The organism is Planosporangium flavigriseum (assembly GCF_011947225.1).
Lineage (GTDB): Bacteria > Actinomycetota > Actinomycetes > Mycobacteriales > Micromonosporaceae > Planosporangium > Planosporangium flavigriseum.
This window is the reverse complement of sequence record NZ_JAATVW010000033.1, coordinates 1-22,204: the sequence shown is the minus strand read 5'-3', so window position 1 is coordinate 22,204 and position 22,204 is coordinate 1. Positions and strand designations below refer to the sequence as shown.

General features: G+C 69.4%; 19 protein-coding genes. 9 read left to right on the top strand and 10 right to left on the bottom strand.

Features of this window, described 5'->3' with window-relative positions:
* Positions 1-118: 118 nt before the first annotated feature.
* Together HC028_RS25895 and HC028_RS25890 are read left to right on the top strand one after the other, a co-directional pair.
* Positions 119-547 carry a YciI family protein gene (locus HC028_RS25895; protein WP_168080054.1) on the top strand — a complete coding sequence of 143 codons (429 nt, stop codon included), beginning with the start codon at positions 119-121 and terminating at the stop codon, positions 545-547.
* 35 nt (positions 548-582) lie between these two features.
* The gene (locus HC028_RS25890; protein WP_168080053.1) at positions 583-1,869 is read left to right on the top strand and encodes an RNA polymerase sigma factor; all 1,287 of its coding nucleotides are present in this window, start codon (positions 583-585) and stop codon (positions 1,867-1,869) included.
* A gap of 27 nt (positions 1,870-1,896) precedes the next feature.
* Here HC028_RS25890 and HC028_RS27960 read toward each other — a convergent pair whose 3' ends face one another.
* Positions 1,897-2,814 (bottom strand): septal ring lytic transglycosylase RlpA family protein, encoded by a 918-nt coding sequence (locus tag HC028_RS27960; protein ID WP_239075721.1) that lies wholly within the window; start codon positions 2,812-2,814, stop codon positions 1,897-1,899.
* 142 nt (positions 2,815-2,956) lie between these two features.
* On the bottom strand, positions 2,957-5,863 hold the full coding sequence (locus tag HC028_RS25880; RefSeq protein ID WP_168080052.1) for an FAD-binding and (Fe-S)-binding domain-containing protein: 2,907 nt from the start codon (positions 5,861-5,863) through the stop codon (positions 2,957-2,959).
* A 196-nt stretch (positions 5,864-6,059) separates the two neighbouring features.
* On the opposite strand from HC028_RS25880, the gene HC028_RS25875 reads away from it, so the two are divergent.
* The 6 genes from HC028_RS25875 to HC028_RS25850 all read left to right on the top strand — a co-directional run bounded on the left by HC028_RS25875 (position 6,060) and on the right by HC028_RS25850 (position 13,683).
* Positions 6,060-6,773 carry a GntR family transcriptional regulator gene (locus HC028_RS25875; protein ID WP_168080051.1) on the top strand — a complete coding sequence of 238 codons (714 nt, stop codon included), beginning with the start codon at positions 6,060-6,062 and terminating at the stop codon, positions 6,771-6,773.
* A 448-nt stretch (positions 6,774-7,221) separates the two neighbouring features.
* Positions 7,222-8,790, top strand: a complete 1,569-nt coding sequence (locus tag HC028_RS25870; RefSeq protein ID WP_168080050.1) for a sugar ABC transporter ATP-binding protein — start codon at positions 7,222-7,224, stop codon at positions 8,788-8,790.
* Complete coding sequence (locus HC028_RS25865) at positions 8,787-9,848, top strand: ABC transporter permease (protein WP_168080049.1); 1,062 nt, start codon at positions 8,787-8,789, stop codon at positions 9,846-9,848. The genes HC028_RS25870 and HC028_RS25865 overlap by 4 nt, the downstream gene beginning before the upstream one ends.
* 54 nt (positions 9,849-9,902) lie before the next feature.
* Complete coding sequence (locus HC028_RS25860) at positions 9,903-11,060, top strand: substrate-binding domain-containing protein (protein ID WP_168080048.1); 1,158 nt, start codon at positions 9,903-9,905, stop codon at positions 11,058-11,060.
* Positions 11,061-11,185: 125 nt separating this feature from the next.
* Positions 11,186-12,406: an LVIVD repeat-containing protein gene (locus HC028_RS25855; protein ID WP_168080047.1), complete on the top strand. Its 1,221-nt coding sequence runs from the start codon at positions 11,186-11,188 to the stop codon at positions 12,404-12,406.
* A 95-nt stretch (positions 12,407-12,501) separates the two neighbouring features.
* A complete protein-coding gene (locus HC028_RS25850; RefSeq protein WP_168080046.1) occupies positions 12,502-13,683 on the top strand; it encodes an MFS transporter in 1,182 nt (393 codons plus the stop codon).
* Positions 13,684-13,756: 73 nt separating this feature from the next.
* Here the strand turns inward: HC028_RS25850 and HC028_RS25845 are convergent, their stop codons facing one another.
* The 7 genes from HC028_RS25845 to HC028_RS25815 form a co-directional block, all read right to left on the bottom strand.
* Positions 13,757-14,140 carry a cupin domain-containing protein gene (locus HC028_RS25845; RefSeq protein WP_203981597.1) on the bottom strand — a complete coding sequence of 128 codons (384 nt, stop codon included), beginning with the start codon at positions 14,138-14,140 and terminating at the stop codon, positions 13,757-13,759.
* 80 nt (positions 14,141-14,220) lie between these two features.
* Complete coding sequence (locus HC028_RS25840) at positions 14,221-15,642, bottom strand: NAD(P)/FAD-dependent oxidoreductase (RefSeq protein WP_168080045.1); 1,422 nt, start codon at positions 15,640-15,642, stop codon at positions 14,221-14,223.
* On the bottom strand, positions 15,643-16,779 hold the full coding sequence (locus HC028_RS25835) for an ABC transporter ATP-binding protein (protein WP_168080044.1): 1,137 nt from the start codon (positions 16,777-16,779) through the stop codon (positions 15,643-15,645).
* Positions 16,769-17,569 carry an ABC transporter permease gene (locus HC028_RS25830; RefSeq protein WP_203981598.1) on the bottom strand — a complete coding sequence of 267 codons (801 nt, stop codon included), beginning with the start codon at positions 17,567-17,569 and terminating at the stop codon, positions 16,769-16,771. The genes HC028_RS25835 and HC028_RS25830 overlap by 11 nt, the downstream gene beginning before the upstream one ends.
* Positions 17,566-18,474, bottom strand: coding sequence for an ABC transporter permease (locus tag HC028_RS25825; RefSeq protein ID WP_168080043.1), 909 nt, complete (start codon positions 18,472-18,474; stop codon positions 17,566-17,568). Before HC028_RS25825 ends, HC028_RS25830 begins: the two co-directional genes overlap by 4 nt.
* Before the next feature lie 26 nt (positions 18,475-18,500).
* Positions 18,501-19,646 carry a polyamine ABC transporter substrate-binding protein gene (locus HC028_RS25820; RefSeq protein WP_168080042.1) on the bottom strand — a complete coding sequence of 382 codons (1,146 nt, stop codon included), beginning with the start codon at positions 19,644-19,646 and terminating at the stop codon, positions 18,501-18,503.
* Between the two features lie 111 nt (positions 19,647-19,757).
* Positions 19,758-20,354, bottom strand: coding sequence for a helix-turn-helix domain-containing protein (locus tag HC028_RS25815; RefSeq protein WP_168080041.1), 597 nt, complete (start codon positions 20,352-20,354; stop codon positions 19,758-19,760).
* Between the two features lie 329 nt (positions 20,355-20,683).
* Between HC028_RS25815 and HC028_RS25810 the strand changes: the two genes are divergently transcribed.
* The gene (locus HC028_RS25810) at positions 20,684-21,910 is read left to right on the top strand and encodes a S8 family peptidase (RefSeq protein WP_239075722.1); all 1,227 of its coding nucleotides are present in this window, start codon (positions 20,684-20,686) and stop codon (positions 21,908-21,910) included.
* A gap of 32 nt (positions 21,911-21,942) precedes the next feature.
* Here HC028_RS25810 and HC028_RS25805 read toward each other — a convergent pair.
* Positions 21,943-22,204: hypothetical protein (locus HC028_RS25805; RefSeq protein ID WP_205861710.1), on the bottom strand; the 262-nt coding region annotated here is incomplete at its 5' end.

Genomic DNA, 22,204 nt, shown 5'->3' with positions numbered 1-22,204 from the left:
GCGCGCCGAAATACGCGCGCGAAAAAAGTTGGCGCGTCGTGTCGATTCCGCGGCCCCTCGTTCGACGTGTTGGTAGAGCGGCCACGGCGGCCAGCTCCCGACCGAAGGAGACACGGCGATGCGAGTCATGGTTCTGGTCAAGGCGGACACGAACACCGAGGCGGGCGCCAGGCCCACCGAGCAGCAGCTGGCTGAGATGGGCAGGTACAACGAGGAGCTGGTCAAGGCAGGCGTGATCCTCGCCGGCGAGGGCCTGCACCCGAGCTCGAAGGGCGCTCGCGTCCGGTTCTCCGGCGCCGAGCGGACCGTGGTCGACGGGCCGTTCACCGAGGCGAAGGAGCTGATCGCCGGCTTCTGGCTGTGGCAGGTGAAGTCGATGGAAGAGGCGATCGAGTGGGCCAAGCGCTGCCCCAACCCGACCGGTCAGGAGTCCGAACTCGAGATCCGGCCGGTGTTCGAGGCCGCGGACTTCGGCGACGAGTTCACCCCCGAGCTGCGCGAGGCCGAGGAGCGCCTGCGGGCCCAGGTGGCAGAGCGGCAGCAGTAGGGGGCGCACCCCCCGCTGTGGTTTAGTCGGGTGCTGTGACCGACACGTACCGGGTGATCGACGCGGTCTGGCGGATCGAATCGGCGAAGCTCATCGCCGGTCTCGCGCGGATCGTACGCGACGTCGGTCTTGCCGAGGATCTCGCGCAGGACGCGCTCGTTGCCGCGCTCGAACAGTGGCCGGAGTCGGGCGTCCCGGATAAGCCGGGCGGCTGGCTCATGGCCGTCGCGAAGCGTCGCGCGGTCGATGCGCTGCGCAGAAGCGCGACGCTCGACCGCAAGCACGAGCAGCTGGGCCGCGAACTCGAGAGCCGGCAGCAGATGGACGATCTCGACGCCGCTATCGACGACGACGTGGGTGACGACCTCCTGCGCCTGATGTTCGTGGCCTGCCATCCGGTACTCGCGGCCGAGGCGCGCGTGGCGCTCACGCTCCGCCTGCTCGGGGGGCTGACGGCCGAGGAGATCGCGCGCGCGTTCCTCGTCCCGGAGCCGACCGTCGCCCAGCGAATCTTCCGCGCGAAGCGGACTCTCGCCGCCGCGCGGGTACCGTTCGAGGTCCCGACCGGCGCCGAGCGCGCCACCCGACTGTCCTCGGTACTCGAGGTCGTCTACCTCATCTTCAACGAGGGCTACGCCGCGACCGCCGGTGACGAGTGGACGCGGCCGGCGCTCTGCGACGAGGCGCTCCGGCTCGGCCGGGTGCTGACCGCGCTCGCGCCGAAGGAGCCGGAGGTCCACGGCCTCGTCGCGCTGATGGAGATTCAGGCGTCGCGGTTACGGGCACGTACCGGGCCGGCGGGGGAACCGGTCGTCCTGCTCGACCAGGACCGGGCGCGCTGGGATCAACTCCTCATCCGGCGCGGTCTCGCCGCGCTGGAGCGCGCCGGGGAGGCTGGCCCGCCGTTCGGCCCGTACACCCTGCAGGCCGCGATCGCGGCCTGCCATGCGCGAGCGGTCGCCGCAGCGGATACCGACTGGGTGCGGATCGCCGCGCTGTACGAGGCGCTCGCCCAGCTCACGCCGTCGCCCGTGGTGGAGCTCAACCGTGCCGTCGCGCTCGCGATGGCGTTCGGCCCGGCGGTGGGCCTGGAACTCGTCGACTCGCTCGCGTCGGAGCCGGCGCTGCGGGGCTACCACCTCTTACCGAGCGTGCGCGGCGACCTCCTCGCCAAGCTCGGCCGCCTCGGCGAAGCGGGTGCCGAGTTCGCGCGGGCAGCGTCGCTGACCCGCAACCGCCGCGAGCGGGACCTGCTCCTGGCGCGGGCGGCCGCGTGCGAGGTCGAACTCGAACGCGGTGGGAGGCCGGCGGCTGGTGGCTGAGGTGTCCGCCAGCCTCCCGGGTCGTGGTCAGCCGACGCGTTCGATGACCACGCGGCGGATCAGGAACTTTCCGGGCTCGCGTACCTGCTCGAACGCTGCCGTGTTCAGCAGCGCGCAACTGCCGGACACCTCGGTCACCGGCACGATGACGGACTTGTTGTTGTCCAGGTTGGTGATGCGCAGCGTGGTGCCGAGGGGGAAGGTGCCGCTGGCCGCGCCCGGAGCGCCACCGAGTCCGTTGGTGGTCACCGTGTCGCCCTGGCAGACGACCTGACCGGCGCCGGCGTTCCCGGTATTCCCGGCGTTTGCTCCGTTGCCGGGGTTAGCGGCGTTGCCGTTGCCGGGGTTAGCGGCGTTGCCGCTGCCGGGGTTAGCGGCGTTGCCGTTGCCGGCCTTCGCTCCGTTGGCGGCGCCCGCCTTCGCGCCGCCGGTCAGCGCCTGGCCCGCTGCCTGCGCTTCCTGGCCGCAGAACGTCTGCTGGAACGCGTCGACGTTCTCACCGCGCGACAGGCGCGCCTGTACGCCCTGGCAGAGCGACGTGACCTGCTTAGCCGCGCCGTCGCCGTTCTGGGCGTTCACGGTATTGGCGAAGCGCTCGCGCTGGCGGCAGTGGAAGGCGAGGTTGAAGTCGAGCGTCGCGTCGCCCTTGGCGGCGCGGGCGTTGACCGCCTGACACGTCGCGCTGTTCTGCATGGCCGGCTGTTGCCCGGCAGCCCGGGCGGCCTGGCGTGCGTTCTCCAGGGCCTGGAACTCCTGCTGGTCGCACTGGATCGCCTGGGCGACGTTGACGTTGCCGCCCGACGCGATCTGCTGGTGCACCGCGGCGCAACCGGCCGCACCGTTGCTGGCGCTGTTGTCGGCGGCGAAGCTGAAACGCGTACCGGCGATCAGCAGACCGACGGCTACCCCGGCGACGGCGATCGCCATCACGTGTTTACGTCGCATCCGCGACTCCCTCCTGCGGAAAGGCTCGATTGCCCGTCCTCACCAGAGGGGTACGTAGCGACGGTTAACAAAGTTCACCGAAGCCAGAGCCGGGCCGGGCGGAGACCTCCGCCCGGCCCGGCTCAGCGGTCCGGTCACCGCGTCAGTTCTGCTCCTGCCCTGAATCCGCCGGTGCGGCGTCGAGTACCTCGGCCAGGTGCTGTGCCCGTCGACGGCCCAGCTGCTGCACCTGGGTACGGCAGCTGTACCCGTCGGCCATGACGATCGCGTCCTCCGGCGCGCCCTCGACGGCGGGCATCAGCAGGCGCTCGGCGGCAGCCCGCGAGACGTCGTAGTGCCCGTCCTCGAATCCGAAGTTGCCGGCCAGGCCGCAGCAGCTGCGCTGCATCTCGGTGGTGTCGATGCCGGCCCGCTTCATCAGTCGCTCGTCGGCGTCGAATCCGAGTACGGAGGACTGGTGACAGTGGACCTGGCCGACCGCGGGCCGGTCGACCGCGGGCGGCTGCCAGTCCGGGGCGAAGCGCTCGAGCGCCTCAGCGAGGGTGAAGACGTTGTCCCGCAGATAGTCGGTGAACGGCGTCTCGCCGAGCACGGAACGCGACTCCGACCGCAGCATCGCCGCGCAGCTCGGCTCCAGGACGACGATGGGCAGGCCGGCCTCCGCTGCTGGGGCCAGGGCCCGCGCGGTCCGTTCGAGGACCCGCTTGGCCACCCCCAACTGCCCGGTGGAGAACCAGGTCAGGCCGCAGCACACGCCGCCGTCGGGCAGCTGCGGGGCGAGGCCGGCCTTCTCCAGCACGCTGAAGCCGGCCTTGAGCACTTCCGGCGTCATGTGGTTGTTGAAGGTGTCCGGCCAGAGCACCACCGGCTGCCCGGTGGAGGTGCGCTGGGCGTTGCGACGCTTCCGCCGCCGGGAGGAGACGAACGACCTGGCGAACGTCGGGATCTCCCGGTTCGGGTCGATGCCGCCGAGCCGCTTGATCAGGCCCTGCAGGGGGGAGCCGGTCAGGGCGTTGACCAGCTTCGGGATGCGGGAGGCGATCCGTGCCGACAGCGGCAGCCACCCCATCGACAGGTGGTTCATGGGGCGCCGCCGGCCCTTGTAGTGCTGGTGCAGGAACTCGGACTTGTAGGTCGCCATGTCCACCCCGGTGGGGCAGTCCGACGAGCAGCCCTTGCAGGAGAAGCACAGGTCGAGCGCCTCGAGGGCCTCCTTCGACCGCCAGCCGTCCGTGACGAACTCGCCGTTGACGATCTCCTGGAGGATGCGCGCCCGGCCGCGGGTCGAGTGCTTCTCGTCCCTGGTCACCTGCCAGCTGGGGCACATGACCGTGGCGATGTCGGAGCGGCACTTGCCGACGCCGACGCAGCGCCGCACGGCGCGGCCCAGGTCGCCCTGGTCCTCGGGGTAGTGCAGGACGGGCAGCGCGAGGTTGGCGCGGCGGGTGTAACGGAGGTTGGCATCCAGCGGCTCCGGGTCCACGACGATCCCGGGGTTCAGTACGCCGTCCGGGTCCCAGACCCGCTTGAACTCGCTGAAGGAGGTCATCACCTCACGCGGGTACATGCGCGCGAGCAGTTCGGAGCGGGCCAGGCCGTCGCCGTGCTCACCGGACAGGGAGCCGCCGTGCGCGGCCACCGTGTCGGCGGCGTCCTCCATGAACGACCGGAAGACCTGGACGCCCCGCTCACTTACCATGTCGAAGTTGATCCGGACGTGGATGCAGCCCTCGCCGAAGTGCCCGTAGCTCACGCCGCGCAGGTCGTGCTTGCGCAGCAGCGCGCGGAATTCGCGCAGGTACGAGCCGAGGTTCTCCGGGGGTACCGCGGAGTCCTCCCAGCCCGGCCAGGCCTCGCCGCCGGTGGTGTCCCGGGTGGCCAGGCCGGCGCCGTCCGCCCGCAGCCGCCACAGCCGGGCCCGCTCCGCCGGGTCGGTGACGACGCTGGCGCTCGGCCCGCCGGGCCGACCCGCCCCGACGTGCGCCACCAGCGCCTGGGCGCGCGCCATCGCCTCGTCGGCGGAGTCGGCGCCGAGCTCGACGAACAGCCACGCCGTGCCTTCGGGCAGGTCAGGGGCGGAGCCGAAGGCGGTGATGGCGACCGCGAGTAGTTCGGCGTCCCAGCCTTCGACCGCGAGCGGCGCCTGGGTGAGGATCGCCGGCACGTTGTCGGCGGCGGCGATGTCGTCGCGGTACCCGAGAATCACGAGGATCCGGGCCGCGGGGATCGGTACCAGGCGCACCGTCGCGCCGGTGACGATCGCGCACGTCCCTTCGGTGCCCACGAGGGCCTTCGCGACCGACCGGCCACGCTCGGCGAGCAGGTTCTCCACCCCGTAGCCGGAGACCCGGCGGCTGTACGAGGACAGGTCGGTGCGCCAGGTCTGGCGGTACCGGCTCTCCAGCTCGTGCAGCCCGCGGAAGATTTCGCCCTCCCGGGTGGGCAGGGTGAGCTTGTCCTGCCACTCCTGGGCGGAGTACTCGCCGACCGTCAGTTGCGTGCCGTCGGCGAGGACCAGGTCGAGCGACTCGACGTTGTTGGCGGTGGTGCCCCAGGCGACCGAGTGCGTACCGCACGCGTTGTTGCCGATCATGCCGCCGAGGGTGCAGCGGCTGGCCGTCGACGGGTCGGGCCCGAACGTCAGGCCGTACTTGGCCGTGGCCCGGGTCAGCGTCGTCAGCACCACGCCGGGCTCGACCCGCGCGGTGCGGCGGTCCGGGTCGATCTCCAGCACCCGGTTCATGTGCCGCGAGGTGTCCATGACGACGCCGGGGCCGATCGAGTTGCCGGCGATCGAGGTTCCGCCGCCGCGCATGGTCACCGGTACGCCGGCTTCCCGGCTGAGCCGGAGCGTGGTGACGATGTCCTCGGTCGTGCGCGGGAAGACCACGCCGACCGGGATCCGGCGGTAGTTCGACGCGTCCGCGCCGTAGATGGCCCGAGCTCCTGGCCCGAAATCCACGTCGCCCGCCACGTTTGCCGCGAGGTCGCGCGCCAACGCTTCCTGGACGTGCTGAGGTGGCTGCCCGGTCTCCGGAGCCGTCCGCATCGGTAGCATGTTACGTACGATACGCCGCGCATCACTCCGTTGTCGCGCGACTGGCGGTGGCATACTACGTACGGTGGACCTGTCATGGGCTCCTATGTATAGGTATCACCTTTAAAGTATCGCGAGAGCGGCGGGTGAGCGGCCGGTCGTGCGGGCCACTAAGCGGCCCACCTGTTCCAACCGGAAGGTGCTGGGCGTGAAGAAGGTCCGGGTCGAGGGCAGCCTGACCGGCAAGGTCGGTGAGGCGCTGCGGTCGGCGATCCTGTCGGGTGAGCTCGTCGCCGGGCAGCTCTACTCGGTCCAGGATCTCGCGGAGGTGCTGGGGGTCTCCCGGACGCCGGTGCGCGAGGCGCTGATCAGGCTCGCTTCCAAGGGCATGGTGCAGTTCGAGCGCAATCGGGGGGTGCGGATCCTGCAGAGCACGCCCTCGGACCTCGAAGAGGTCTTCGAACTCCGGATGCTGCTCGAGGTGCCGGCGGCCCGGCTGGCGGTCGCCCGCATGCGCGATGACGACGTCGTCGAGCTGCGCAAGTGCTTCGACGGGATGATCAGCGCGGCCGATGCCGGCGACGAGAGGTCGCTGATGATGCACGACCGGCGCTTCCATGCGGTCATCCTGTCGGCGGCTGGCAACCAGCGGTTGACAGCCCTGGTCGACAGCCTGCGCGACCTGGTTCTGACCAGGGGAGTGACGACCGCGGGCACCTCGCGCACCCTGCACGACATCGCTAACGAGCACCTGCCGATCGTGGAGCGGTTCGAGGCCCGGGACGCCGATGGCGTCGCCAGCGCGATGCACGCGCACGTCCTGCACACCGCCCGACTCCTGATCAAACAGGAGTTCGACGCGAGCACGGACACCGTCGACGCGTGGGCGGCCCAGGTGAGCCAGGTGCTCGGCGAGGCATAAGCCCGCCGTTCGGGCGTTCACGCTCGCCGTTCGGGCGGTTTACAGGGGTACCTTCCCCAGATACCGTCGCCGTACCTCCTGATGCTGGTCGTCCGCACGCAACCCCGTGCCCTGTCTGAGTTGCCAGCCCTGTCATCAGGCGTCGACCACGCCGCCAGCCGCTGGCCAGCCCATCAGTCGCCGACCGTGTTATCCGACCGATAGCGGTCGGTAATCAGACGTATCCACAAAGGTATGACGTCTGATCATTTTTTTGGCCGATGCCGGGACATTTCGATCCGTAGCCGTTGACACGTGGCATGCCACATGCAACGCTTCACGCGCTCCGATGAGATCACGGTCTCAATTCCGGTCCTCTGAAGAGCGTCCACACCCCGAATGACCAGGGGCTTGGGAAACCCTCGCGCGGCACGGCGGTGCCGCGTCCGTTCGAGAGGCTCCACGCGTAGTGAACACAGGTGCGGCCACGGGTTCGGCCCGGCACAGGGCTGACAACGCGGAACCGGTTCTCGCCTTCCGGGGCGTCGAGAAGCGGTTCGGCGCCACACTGGCGGTCGACCACATCGACCTCGACGTACACGGTGGACAGGTCCTCGCGCTGCTGGGGGAGAACGGCGCCGGGAAGTCCACGCTCATCAAGATCCTCGCCGGTATCTACCGGCCCGACGGTGGTGAGATCCGGGTCGGTGGCCAGCCCCTTGACGCCACGACCCGGTCCCGCATCGCGTTCATCCACCAGGACCTCGGGCTCATCGACTGGATGACCGCCGCGGAGAACGTCGCGATGGTCAGCGGGTACGCCCGTGGGGCCGGCCGGCTGATCAACTGGCGCGGCACCGCGCGCAAGGCGGAGAAGATCCTCGAGGTCATCGGTGGCGACATCTCGGCGGACGTCCCGATCGCCGAGCTCAGCCGGACCGACCGGTCTCTGGTCGCCATCGCGCGCGCCCTCGCCCTCGAGGCGGACGTGCTGGTGCTCGACGAGCCCACCGCGAGCCTGCCCATCGCGGAGGTGGAGCGGCTCTTCGATGTTCTGCGCACGCTGAAGAGCCGGGGCACCGCGATCATCTTCGTGACCCACCGGCTCGACGAGGTTTTCAAGATTTCCGATCGGATCGCGGTCATGCGCGACGGTCGGCTGGTCGGCGTCCGGGAGACCGCGGACACCGACACCACCGAGCTGATTTCGCTCATCGTCGGCCAGCGGCCCGTCGAGATCACCCGCTCGGCGTCGACCGCCGGCACCGAGACGGTGCTGCGGCTGGAGGGCGTCGGCGTGGGCTCGGCCGGACCGGTGTCCTTCGAGGTCAAGGCCGGCGAGATGGTGGCCCTGACCGGGCTGCGCGGTGCGGGCCAGGACGTCGTCGCCCGGGCGATCGCGGGCCTGCGCGAGGTCACCGAGGGCTCGATGGAGCTCAAGGGCAAGCCCGTGCGGTACCGGTCGGCCCGGGACGCGATCGACGCCGGCTGCGCGTTCGTCACGAGCAACCGGCAGGAAGAGGCCCTGGGCATGGACATGTCCGTACGGGAGAACCTCTTCCTGAACCCGGCCCTGTCCGGCCGGCGGCTGTTCAGCGGGCAGCGGGCGAGCACCGAGCGGATCAACGCGGAGCGGCTGGTCGAGCGGTTCCGGGTACGCCCGGCCGAGACCGAGCGCCCGGTGAGCACGCTGTCCGGCGGCAACCAGCAGAAGGTCGTCATCGCGCGTTGGCTCGACGACGCTCCGCCGCTCATCGTGCTGGAGGAGCCGACCATCGGCGTCGACGTCGGCGCCAAGGCCGAGATCTACAACCTGATCGACGAGGCCCGGCAGCGAGGACACGCGATGGTGCTGGTGTCCACCGACTTCGAGGAGGTCGCCAAGACCTGTTCGCGCGCCTTCGTCTTCAACCGCGGCCGGATCGTCGGCGAGCTCCGTGACGGTGCGGTCACCACGCAGGAGCTGATCCGCTACGCGTCCGCCGAGCTGACAGCACCGATCTCAGAAAACAAGCACAACAAGGGAGAGCAGTCGTGACGACGGCGACAACGCAGGCCGGGCGGAAACCGGGCCCCATCACTGCGGTGCTGCACCGCCTGCCGCGGTACGGCCTGGTGCTCGTCGGGATCGTGCTGGTGCTGGTCTTCTCCGCACTGCGCCCCGACAGCTTCCCGACCGCCGCGAACTTCGACGCGATCGTCGGCAACAAGACGATCGACGCGTTCCTCGCGCTCGCGGTGATGGTGCCGATGGTCACCAAGAACTTCGACCTGTCGTGCGGGTACGGCATGGGCCTGACCTATGTGCTGACCATCAGCCTGCAGACCAAGTTCGGCCTGCCTTGGCCGGTGGCCATCCTGATCGTCCTGCTCGTCGGCCTCGTCCTCGGTCTGGTCAACGGACTGCTGGTCGAGTTCGGACAGATCGACTCCTTCATCGCCACGCTGGGTACCGGTACGGTCGTCTACGCCATCACGCTGTGGCACACCAAGGGCCAGCAGGTCACCGGTGACCTCGCGCCCGGGTTCCAGAAGGTCGACAGCGCCAAGATCCTCGGCCTGCACGCGCCGACGTTCTACCTGATCATCGTGGCCGTCGTGATGTGGCTGGCGTTCGAGTTCCTGCCGATCGGCCGCTACCTATACGCGGTCGGCGCCAACCGGCGGGCGGCCGAGCTCAACGGCATCCGGGCCGGCCGGTACATCATCGGCGCCTTCGTCACGTCCGGCCTGCTCACCGCGGTCGCGGGTGTCCTGCTCGCGTCCCGGCTCCAGGTCGGTCAGAGCAACGTCGGCCTCGACTACCTGCTCCCGGCGTTCGTCGGCGCTCTCCTGGGCTCGACGACGATCCACTCCGGCCGGGTGAACGTCTGGGGCACCGTCGTCGCCGTCGCCGTCCTCGCTATCGGCATCTCCGGGATTCAACAGCTCGGCAGCTCCTTCTTCGTCGAGCCGCTGTTCAACGGTCTCACGCTCATCGCGGCCGTCGGCTTCGCCGGCTACACGGTCCGCAGAAAGGTGCGTGTGCGACGCAAGCAGGAGGAGGCGCTGCACCGCCAGTCGGCGGACGCCCCGCCTGCGGTGCCCGCCAACTAGGGCACGCCTGCCACCTGCAAGAACTCCACCATCCTGATGAAGGAGAACTGATTTATGGCAAGAAGGAACGCTAAGGCGGCGCTCCGGGTGCTGCCGGTGGCCGTGGCCGCGGGCCTGGCGCTCGCCGCCTGCGGCGGTGGCTCGACGGCGTCCGACAGTAGCGGTGGCAGCACCGACGCGGCCTACCTCGCGGACGTGAAGGCGCAGGTGGAGAAGTACACCGCGCACACCACGAAGTGGGACGGGCCGACGAGCGGACCGCAGGCGGCCAAGGGCAAGACGATCGTCTACGTCTCCGCCGACCAGCGCAACGGTGGTGCCTTCGGCGTCAGCAAGGGCGTCGAGGAAGCCGCCAAGGCGCTCGGCTGGAACGTCCGCGTCCTCGACGGCCAGGGCACGGCCGCCGGCGCCGGCTCCGCGCTTGACCAGGCCATCGCGCTGAAGCCGGATGGCATCGTCCTGGGCACCGTCGACACCGTCCAGGCGAAGACACAGATCGACCGGGCCAACGCCGCTGGCATCACGGTCGTCGGCTGGCACTCCGCCCCGGACCCCGGGCCGGTCGCGAGCCCGAAGTTGTTCGCCAACATCACCACCAAGGCCGAGGACGTCGGCAAGGCGACCGCGCTCATGGCGATCCACGACTCCAACGGCAAGGCCGGCGCCGTCCTGTTCACGGACTCCGTCTACGCCATCGCCATCAAGAAGTCCGACGCGATGCGCGACACGCTCAAGCAGTGTGGCGGCTGCACGGTCCTGGAGACCCAGGACACCCCGCTGTCGGACACCGCGGCCCGCATGCAGCCGCTGACCTCCAACCTCATCAGCAAGCACGGTACGAAGTGGACGTACGGCCTGGGCATCAACGACCTCTACTTCGACTACTCGCTGGCGGCCGCCCGCTCGGCTGGCAAGCAGCCGTCCGGTCCGCTCAAGTTCATCTCCGCCGGGGACGGCAGCGAGTCGGCGTTCCAGCGGATCCGCAACGGCCAGTTCCAGATCGGTACCGTCGCCGAGCCGCTGAACCTGCAGGGCTGGGAGTGCGTCGACGAGCTGAACCGCGCCTTCGGCGGTCAGCAGTGGAGCGGCTACACGCCGGGCGTCCACCTGGTGACAAAGGAGAACATCAAGTTCGACGGCGGCCCGGACAACCGGTACGACCCTGACAACGGCTACCGCGACCAGTACAAGAAGATCTGGGGCGTCAGCTAACAGAACGACGCCGTTGGGGCTTGCGCGACAGGCGCGAGCCCCAACGGCTTCCCACGGCAAAACTTCCTGCGGCAATACGGAAACGAACAGTCGGTGGCGATGCCGCCGTGCATGGAGAAGGTGCGATGAACGTCCAGAAGCAGCGGAACATCGAGGTGCTCAGCCACACCGACCAGGGTGGCCGCGCCGACGGGCTGCAGATCATGGTCACGGACGGCTACGCGTACGTGGCCCACATGTTCAGCGGGGGATTCTCCGTCCTCGACGTCAGGGACCCCCGGAACCCGAAGACCGTCCGCCACGTACCGGCCCCGCCCAACACGTGGTCGATCCACCTGCAGCAGCACGAGGACCTGCTCCTCGTCATCAACGCGGTCGACCTGTTCAAGCTCTACACCGACGAGAGCGAGTACTACGGCGGCAACATCGGCGACAGCTACCACCGCATCCCCAAGAACTACGCGGCCGGCCTACGCGTGTACGACATCTCCAAGCGCGACGAGCCCCGCGAGATCGGCTTCATGCCGGTCGAGGGCCTCGGCCTGCACCGGATCTGGTACGTCGGCGGTCGGTACGCGTACGTCTCCGCGCACGTGGACGGCTACATCGACTACATCTTCATGGTGATCGACATGTCCGACCCGACCAAGCCGGTCGAGGTCGGCCGCTGGGCGCTGCCGGGCATGAACGCCGCCGCCGGGGAGACCCCGAGCTGGGGCGCCGACCAGCGGTACGCGCTGCACCACGGCCTGGAGGCGAACGGCATCGTGTACAGCGCCTGGCGCGATGGTGGCCTGGTCCTGCTCGACGTCAAGGACCCGACCAAGCCCGAGATGCTGTCGCACCTGAACTGGAACCCCCCGTTCGGCGGTGGCACCCACTCCTGCCTGCCGCTGCCGAACCGGGGCCTCGTGGTCGTGGCCGACGAGGCGGTCGCCGATGAGTGCGCCGACGGCGTCAAGTACACCTGGGTCGTCGACGTCCGCGATCCGCGCCACCCGGTGACGATCTCGACGTTCCCGACGCCGGACGAGGACGACTACGCCACCCTGGGCGGCCACTTCGGCCCGCACAACCTGCACGAGAACCGGCCGGGGTCGTTCCAGTCGGACACGCTGATCTTCGCGACGTACCAGAACGCCGGTGTACGGGTGTTCGACATCTCCAACCAGTTCCGCCCGGAGGAGGTCGCGTACTTCGTCCCCGGGCCGCCGGAGAAGATGTTCGACACCCGTCCGAACCGGCCGAAGGTCGCCCACTCCGCCGACGTGTTCGTCGACCCCAACGGCGTCATGTACCTCAGTGACTGGAACTGCGGTCTCTACATCCTTGAGTACAAGGGCTAGTTGTGTGACCCGCGGCCGGTGGGGTGTGGCTCCGCCGGCCGCAGTCGTGCCCACCTACTGAAGCACTGTCGAACGTTGAGCAACGGGGGACTGGTTTGCCTCTCGCGATTTACGCCCTGGCGGCAGCGGGGTTCGCCATCGGCACGACGGAGTTCGTCGTCGTCGGGCTTCTGCCGAAGATCTCCGCTTCGCTGCACGTCGCCGTGTCGACGGCCGGCCTGCTCGTGACGGGCTACGCCGTGGGCGTGGCCCTCGGCGGCATCCTGCTCACGCTGGCGACCCGCCGAGTGCCGCCGCGGCGGCTGCTGATCGCCACGATGTCGGTCTTCGCGCTGGGGCACCTGGTGATGGCCGTCTCGCCGAACTTCGCCGTGCTGCTCGTCGCCCGGTTCGTGACGGCGTCCTGCCACGGCGCCTTCTTCGGCGTGGGCGCGGTGGTGGCCGCGGAGCTCATGGGACCGGAACGGCGGGCCCAGGGGATCTCGTTTATGTTCGGCGGCCTCACCGTCGCGACCGTGGTCGGTGTGCCGGCCGGCACCCTGCTCGGCCAGGTCGCCGGCTGGCGCGCGCCGTTCCTGGCCATCGCGGTGGTGGCGGCCGGTGCGGCAGTCGCCGTCTCGTTCCTGGTGCCGGCCTCCGATGCCGCGGCCGGTCAGGAGGCCTCGACCGGCATCCCGCGGAGTAGCCGACCGGCCCTGGTCGCGGCCCTGGTGACGACCGTGATCGGCTGGGGCAGCCAGTTCGTGATCTTCTCGTTCCTGTCGGAGTACCTGCTGCGGGTCACCCACTTCAGCATCGGTGGGGTGACGGCGATGCTGCTGGTCTTCGGGATCGCTAGTGCGATCGGCAACGCGCTCGGTGGCCCGTTCGCCGACCGGATGCCGCGCCTCGCGCTGCCGATCACCTTCGGGACCCTGGCCATCGTGCTGACCGCCTTCGCCGCGCTCGGGCATCACCGGATCCCTACCGCGGTCACCGTTTTCATCTGGGGCATCGCCGGGTTCGCGCTGATCCCGGCGTGCCAGTCCCGGGTCATGGCGGCCGGGCAGGGGAGCGTGCTGGCGTCGATGTTCAACATCGCTGCCTTCAACGTCGGCATCGCGTCCGCGTCGGCGCTGGGCGCGCTCCTGGTCGACCACGGCCACCTCGGTGCACTACCGCTCGTCGCGTCGGCTCTCGCGGCGATCGCGATCCCGGTCTCGCTGGGGTGGCTGCCCGCGCCGGCGCAAGCTGTCCCCGCCGGGGCGACGACCGCCCGGGCCGGCGGCGTCGGCTGATGCGCTCCGAGCATCGATGACGGAAGCGGCCGCCGCACGATCGGATGTCGTGCGGCGGCCGCTTTCGTGACGACTACTGGTTGTCCGACTCCACCGTCGCGGCGTCCTTGATCATGACGTACGTCTTGCGCATCTTCTCCTTGATCACCCACGTCCCGCGCCAGCCCATGGGCAGCACGAGCAGGGAGCCGGGGCCGATGTCGGCGCTCACCCCGTCCTCGCCCACCACGGTGCCGGAACCGCTCAGGATCGTGCAGATCTCGCTGTAACCGTCGCGCGAGGCGGTGAACTCACCGGGGTCGCACTCCCAGATACCGGTGGAGGTGGGGGCGGTGGACTGCCACACGCTCAGCGTCGACTCGACCTGGCCCGTCAGGCTCGTCGGCTTGGGCTGAGCGGGGGGCAGCTGCGCCGTGTCGGTGACGACATGCCGGAGGCTCGTCTGCGGGTTGGTCACGTTGGTTCCCTTGCTCTCGGTACTAGACGGTTTGTACTAAATTTTCGGTTCTCAGTGGAGCAGGTTCAGCCGTTGACAGATCAGCGTCCCGTGATCATATTTGCCACGCGCGCGATCCTGCTGGTCGAGGGGAGGTCCCGCGCGTACTCGCGCCGGTCGGCGGACCGGTAGAGGGCGTACATCGCCTGGACGCCGAGCCACCGCAGCGGCTCCGGCTCCCACGGCCGTACCCGCCGCCCGACCCACGGCAGCCGGGTCAGTTCGGTGTCTCGGCGCAGCACCAGGTCGGCGAGCGTACGGCCGGCGAGGTTGGTGGTCGTGAGCCCGCTTCCGACGTAGCCGCCCGCCGTGCCCAGGCCGGTGGCCTGGTCGAGGTCCACGGTGGCGCACCAGTCCCGGGGCACCCCGAGCACCCCGCACCACGCGTGTGCGACCGGGACATCGCGGACGGCGGGGAACATGTCGTGCAGCAGCGCGGTCAGCGCCTCGATCGTCCACTGCTGCGTCGCGCCGCGGTCGTCGGTACGAGACCCGTAGCGGTACGGGATGCCCCGGCCGCCGAGCGCGATCCGGTCGTCGGCGGTGCGCTGCGCGTACATGTACGCGTGCGCGAAGTCGCCGAGGAGTTCGGCGCCGTTCCACCCGATCTGTGCTTTCACGTCGGCCGGCAGTGGATCGGTGACGATCAGGGACGAGTTCATCGGCAGCCAGTTGCGCCGCTGGCCCTTGATGGTGGCGGTGAACCCCTCCAGGCACCGCAGGACGATCGGCGCCCGTACGGTGCCCCGGTCGGTCCGTGCGGTCCGCGGGCTGATCTCGGTGACGGTCGTCTGCTCGTAGATCGTGACGCCCATCCGCTCCACCACGGCGGCGAGGCCCTGCACGAGCTTGGCGGGCTGCACCCGGGCGCAGTGCGGGGAGTACATGCCGGCGAGGACGCCCTCGACGACCACCCGGGCGTCGAGCTCCTCCCGGTTCAGGAAGATGAAGTCGTCGGGGCCAGCGCCCCAGTCCCGTTCGAACGTCAGGCTCTCGTGCAGTCGGGCGACCTGCGCCTTGTTGCGGGCCACGTACAGCAGCCCGTCCTTGACGATGTCGGCGTCGATGCCTTCGGCGTCGGCCACCGCGATGACCTCGTCGACCGCCTCGCGCATGGCGCGCAGCAGATCGGCGACGCCCTGACGTCCGTGGGTCTTCGCGTAGCCCGGGCGCGACCCGGCCAGCTCCGACGACAGCCAGCCGCCGTTGCGGCCGGACGCGCCGAAGCCGGCGAACTCCTTGTCCAGCATGACGATCCGCAGATCCGGCTGCTCCCGCTTCAGGTAGTAGGCGGTCCACAGCCCGGTGAGGCCGGCGCCGACGATGCAGACGTCGGCCTCCCGGTCGCCCGGCAGCGGCGGGCGGTAGTCCGGGAGCCCGGTGCTGGAGTACCAGAACGACACGCCACCGTTGGGGACGCTGCCGCTGCTGTGCCCCTCGGCACGCTTCATGTCGTTGGCCATCTAGTGCACTCCAAGGTTCGTGGTCGGCGCAGTGGTGGACGGGCCGGTGGACAGGACCGCGGCGTGCTCCGCGCGGAAGGTGAGCCACACGTCGTCCCCCGGGCGACTGGCGCTGATGTCACCGGCCGACTCCCGTACGAGAACCTGGCTTCCGTCCGGGAGGTCGATCGCGAGCTTCCGTGAGTTGCCGAGGTAGATCTCCTGCCGGACGCGGCCGCGTACCGCGTTGTCGGCGGTGGGTTCCGCCCCGTCGGTGGGGACCAGCCGGATCCGTTCCGGCCGTACCACCAGCGCGGCCGGCTCGCCGCTGCTGGCGTTGCCCCGCTGCGCGCGAAGCGTTCCGCCCGGGCTGTGTACGCCGTAGCCGCCGCCGGAGCTGATCGCCTCGCCGTGGAAGAGCGAGGACTCGCCGAGGAACTGCGCGACGAACACCGTGCTCGGCCGCTCGTACAGGTCCGTGGCGGTGCCGATCTGCTCGATCCGCCCGTCGTTGAAGACCGCGATCCGGTCGGACAGCACCAGGGCCTCGTCCTGGTCGTGCGTGACGTAGACGAACGTGGTGCCGAGTTCGGCGTGGATGCGCTTGATCTCCAACTGCAGCGTGTCGCGCAGCTTCTTGTCCAGCGCGCCGAGGGGCTCGTCCATCAGCAGCACCCGTGGGCTGTACACCATGGCCCGCGCGAGCGCGACGCGCTGCTGCTGACCGCCGGACAGCTGCGCCGGCCGCCGGTGCCCGAGGTGGGCGAGGCCGACGGTCTTCAGCGCCTCGGCGACCAGCCGCTGCCGCTCCGCCTTCGCCACCTTGCGCTGGTGCAGCGGGTAGGCGACGTTGTCGGCGACCGACATGTGCGGGAACAGCGCGTAGTGCTGGAAGACCATGCCGATGTTCCGCTTGTACGGCGGCAGCGAGTGCACCGGCTTGTCGTCGATCAGCAGCTCGCCCTCGGTCACGTCGACGAACCCGGCGATCATGTTCAACGTGGTCGTCTTGCCGGAGCCGCTCGGCCCGAGCAGCGTGAGAAACTCGCCCGGGCGCGCTTCGAGGTCGATGGCGTCGACCGCCGTCGCGTCGCCGTAGCGCTTGGTCAGTCCCTTGAGAGTGATCGACGCTCCGTGGGCGGAGAGGTCAGCGGACACGGTTCCTCCGAGCAATGTAGACGGTCGCCGTGAGCGTGGCCACGGTGGTGAAGGCCAAGATGAGCGTGGCCGCGGCCGCGATCGTCGGATCCGTGTCCCGGGTCACCGACGAGTACATCTTGACGGGCAGGGTTTGCAGGTACGGGCTCTGGATGAACAGCGCCATGACCACTTCGTCGAAGCTCGTGACGAACGCGAACAGCGCGCCCGACACCACGCCGGGGGCCACCAGGGGCAGGGTGACCTGCCGGAACGTCGACCAGCGGTTCGCGCCACAGATCGCTGCCGCGTTCTCCAGGCGCCGGTCGAAGCCCTGCAGGCTCGCCGTCACCGGGATGACCACGAACGGCAGCGCCAGCACGCTGTGCGCCACGACGAAGCCGAACGTCGTCCCCAGCAGTTGGGCCTTCAGGAAGAGCGCGTAGAGGCCGACCGCCACCACGATGACGGGCACGATCATCGGGGCCAGGACCAGCCCCCGGACCGCCTGCTGCCCGCGGAACTTGGACCGGGTGAGCGCCACCGCGGTCGCCGTCCCCGCCGCCGTCGCGACGAGCGCGACCAGCAGCCCCACCTTCACGCTGGACAGCAGTGCGCCCGTCCAGCTGGGGTCGTCGAAGAAGTTGCCGTACCAGCGCGTCGACCAGCCGGTCGGCGGGAAGGCGAAGGACGGCTTGTCGGTCAGGCTCAGCGGGATGACGATCAGCGAGGGCGCGACCAGCCAGAGCGCGACGAGGGCGCAGAAGGCCGCGAGGACGAGCCGCCATACCCGTACGGAAATTTTGGTCACGACGTCGCGTCCTCCGCCTGTCGGGTCTGCCGCCTGGCCGCGCGGCGAATCGAGAGCATCAGTACGGCCAGGATGGCGAAGGTGGCAACAAGAAGAACAAGGCCCATGGCGCCCGCCCGGCCCCACTGCAGCAGCCCGCTCACCTGGGTGTAGATCTGCTGGCTGACCAGGGCGTCACTCGGCGAGCCCAGCAGCGCCGGCGTCACGTAGAAGCCGAGGCTGCTGATGAACACCATCAGGGAACCGGCGCCGATGCCGGGCAGCGACAGCGGCAGCCAGACGCGGAAGAAGGAGGTGATGGGCCGGGCGCCGAGGCTCGACGACGCGAGGACCAGGCGGCGGTCGATGGTGCTCATCACCGCGTACAGCGGCATCACCAGGAACGGCAGCAGGATCTGGCTCATGCCGATGATGACGCCGACGTTCGACCGGATCAGGTGGAGGTTGTCGAGGCCGATGCCTGCCAGGGCCCGCTGGATCGGCCCGTTGTCCTGCAGCAGGATGACCCAGGCGAACGTACGCACCATGAGGCTCGTCCAGAACGGCACCAGAACGAGCAGCGTCAGGACGGCGCGCAGCTTGGGGCCGGCGGCCACCATCGCGTACGCGTACGGGTAGCCGAGCAGCAGGCAGACCGCCGTCACCTTGGCGGCGGTGGTGAACGTCCGGACCAGTACCCGCCGCTGCGTCGCGTCGCCCAGGTACCAGGTCAGGTTCTCAAGTCCGGGGTGCGGATCGGTGAACGTCCGCACCAGCATGATCGCCAGCGGTACGACGAACACGCCGATCAGCAGGATGATCGAGGGTGCGAGGAGGGCGAGGCGGCCCCATCGCTCGGATGGGGCCGCTCGACCGGCTCCGACGCCTGGACGCGTGGACTGCGTGAGAGCGTCGATGACTGCCATGAAGGATCCTTAGCTGTCGAGTCAGGTCAGCCGTTGAGCCAGTTCGTGAACGCGGTGACCATCGCGTCGTGGTTCTCCGACCACCACTTGTTGTCGACCTTGAACATGTCCTTCTGGCGCTCCGACGTCGTCGTCAGGTAGGACCTGGCCAGGTCGTCCTGGTTGGGCTTGGCGTCGGTGTTGATCGGGCTGTACGAGGTGAGCTCGGTCAGCTTCGCCTGCTGCTCGGCGCCGAGGTAGTAGTTGATCGCCGCCATGGCGGCCTTGGGGTTCTTCGCGCCCTTCGGCACGACGAGGTGGTCGGCCAGGGGCATCCACTGGTTCCACATCGGCTTGTACGGCGCGCCGTTCTTCACCGCGGAGTACGCGCGGCCGGTCCACAGCAGTTCCATGTCGACCTGCTTCGACTCGAGGTACTGCTGCGCCTGCGCGCCGGTGGTCCAGAACACCAGGTCCTTCTTGATGGACGACAGCTTCTTCAGCGCCCGGTTGGTGTCGATCGGGTACACCTTGTCGGGGGCCACGCCGTCGGCGAGCAGGGCACCTTCGAGGACGCCCTGGTCGACGTCACCGGTCGCGCCCTGGATGCCGCGCTTGCCGGGGAACTTGGCGGTGTCGAAGAAGTCGGCCCAGCTCGTGGGCGGGTTGGCGCCGTACTTCTCGGTGTTGTAGACAATGACCAGGCCGTAGCTCATCGCGGGCACCGAGCACTTGTCGGTGACGAGGCCCGCGGGGATCTTGCTGGTGTCCACGATGGACGTGTCCAGCTCCATGAACAGCTTGCCGCACTGCATGCCGGCGAAGATGTTCGTCGTGTCGATGACGTCCCAGGTGACGTTGCCCGCCGACACCTGCGCCTTGATCTTGGAGTTGTCGGTCGGTCCGTCCTGCAGGATCTTCGCGCCGGACTCCTTGCCGAACGGCTCCATGGCGGCCTTCATCTGCCCGTCCTGGTAGATGCCGCCGTAGGACACGAAGCTCAGGGTCGTGCCCTTGAGGGCGTCGGCCTTGACGGTGCCCGCCTTCGCCGGGCCGGAGCCGAGGTCGGGGTCGCTGCCGTTGCCGCTGCCGGAGTTGCTGCCGCCGCCGCACGCGGCGAGCAGCAGTGCGGCGGCGACGGCGCCGCCGGTGATCAACGCGCCGCGACCGCGGCCGTTCGTCAGCCTGTGCATGACGGTCTCCTTCGAAATTTGGGTGTACCGGGTCGAGCCAGGTGCGTAGGGAGACGGTGTGCAGTCCGTGGCGCACCGGGGTGGTCGAGGGGGTGGCTTGCGCGCCGGTGGTTAGGTGGCGCCCGCGGTCGGCGGGCTGACGATCCACAGCACCTCTGTCGGGTACGCGCTCCTGTTGCGCACGGTGTGCGGGGTCGAGGTGCGGTACTCGGCGCTGTCGCCGACGTCGAGCGGGTACTCGGCACCGGCCAGTTCCAAGGTGGCGCAGCCGGAGACGACGACGATCATTTCCTGGGCGTCCCCGTGGGTGAACGCCTCGCTGGCGTCGCCGCCGGGTAGTAGTTCGCCGGCGTAGACCTCGAGGTTGCGTAGCGGCTTCTGGGACAGCAGGTACTTGGAGGTCAGGTTGCTGGCGTGAATCACGGGCCGCTCCGCCCGCCGCAGGACCTTCGGCCGGTTCGCGTCTTCGGGGGTGAAGAGGTCGGGCAGCGTCATGCCCAGGCCACCGGCCAGCTTGCGCAGCGTGCCGATGCTGGCGTTCACCTGGCCGCGTTCCAGCTGGCTGAGGAACCCGGGCGAGGTCTGGGCCTGTGCCGCCAGCGCGCGCAGGCTCATCCGGCGCGCCTCCCGGAACTCGCGGATGCGCGCGCCCAGGGACTCCTCCGGCGACGACTCACCGCCGAGCGGCGCGGCATCGTCGAAGTCCATGCGAACACCCCGTTCCATAACAGGGCCTGAACGCTTTATGACAACGAACATTGTGTTCGTTGGATCACAACGTAAGGAGTAGTGACCAGACGCACAAGATATAGATCTGGCGATTCTTTACCGGCGGCCGGCCCGCGCCTTTTCTTTCGGGGCCCGTTACGCCGCCTGAAGTTATCTTTAGGTGTCTATATCTGCTGTTCGCGCCGGGTCTACGGTTTCCTGCGCGTCGGTTGCGCCATGAGCGGACCGGCGGATGACGACGGTCGTGCACGGCCGCCGTACGGGAGCCGGGGCGGACGACGCGCCGCTGGACAGCGGAGGACAGGAAGATGACACTCAGGTTCGGCCGGCATCGTCGCCCGTTGCGGCGCCATGAGGTGCTGCTCGGCGCCGCGAGCGCCGTCGCCGTCGTCGCGGCGATAGCGCTGATGGGTAACGCGAGCGCCTCGACCGCGACCGGTGAGATCCGCGCGGCCGGCGCGCCCAACGCGGTACGCGGCAGCTACATCGTCGTCTTCAAGGACGGCATGGTGCCGCCGACCGCGGTGGACACCACCGCGCGGGGCATGGCGACGAAGCAGGGTGGCGCCGTACGGCAGACCTGGGCATCAGCGGTGCGCGGCTTCGAACTGCGCGCGACCGAGAAGACGGCCCGCCGGCTTGCCGCCGACCCCAGGGTGGCGTACGTCGAGCAGAACCAGGTCGTCCGCGTCCTCGCGACGCAGCCGAACCCGCCCTCGTTCGGGCTGGACCGGGTCGACCAGCGCGGCCTGCCGCTCGACGGTGCGTTCACCGCCCCGTCCACCGCGGCGAACGTGAACGCGTACATCATCGACAGCGGCATCCGGATCACCCACGCCGACTTCGGCGGCCGGGCCACGTTCGCCTTCAACGCCGTCGGCGACGGTATCGACACCGACTGCAACGGCCACGGGACGCACGTCGCCGGTACGGTCGGCGGCTCGACCTTCGGCCTGGCCAAGCGGGTGAAGCTGTTCGCGGTGAAGGTGGTCGACTGCAACGGTGCCGGTGACATCGCGGGCATCGTCAACGGCGTCAACTTCGTCACCCGCAACGCGATCAAACCGGCCGTGGCGAACGTGAGCCTCGGCGGCGCTGCCAGCGCCACGGTGGACCGCGCCGTGAACGCGTCGATCGCCTCCGGCGTCACGTACGCGATCGCCGCCGGCAACGAGAACCAGAACGCGTGCAACACCAGCCCGGCTCGGGTACCCGCGGCGATCACCGTCGGCGCGACCAGCCAGGCCGACGGGCGCGCCAGCTTCTCCAACTTCGGCGCCTGCCTCGACATCTTCGCCCCCGGCGTCAACATCAGGTCGGACTTCGCGAACGCCGACAACGCCACCCAGACGCTGAGCGGCACGTCGATGGCGACCCCGCACGTGACGGGGGCGGCGGCGCTCGTGCTCGCGCTGAACCCGAACTTCGCCCCGCAGCAGGTACGCGACAGCCTCGTCGGCAATGCCACCCCGAACGCGGTCGCCAACGTGGGTAACGGCTCACCGAACCGGCTGCTGTTCGTCGCCCAGAACTGACGAGCTGCCGAACTCACTATCCGCCGAACTCACTATCCGGTGCCGCCGCGCTGCAGCGCGGCGGCACCGGCCTTCCGCCGTGGACGCCGCCGTACGGAGGAAAGCTTCGCCATCACGCGGGTCGCCACCATCCAGTACGCGATGCCGACGGCGAGTGAGGCCAGCACCGCCAGCAGCGAGTGGTTCCAGTAGAGGTGCGGGTACACCTGCCAGTGGGTCAGGTAGATGTACAGCGAACTGCTCGCCGGCACCGCCGCTGACCTTCCCCCCTCCACGCCTTCTCCCGGACCGCCT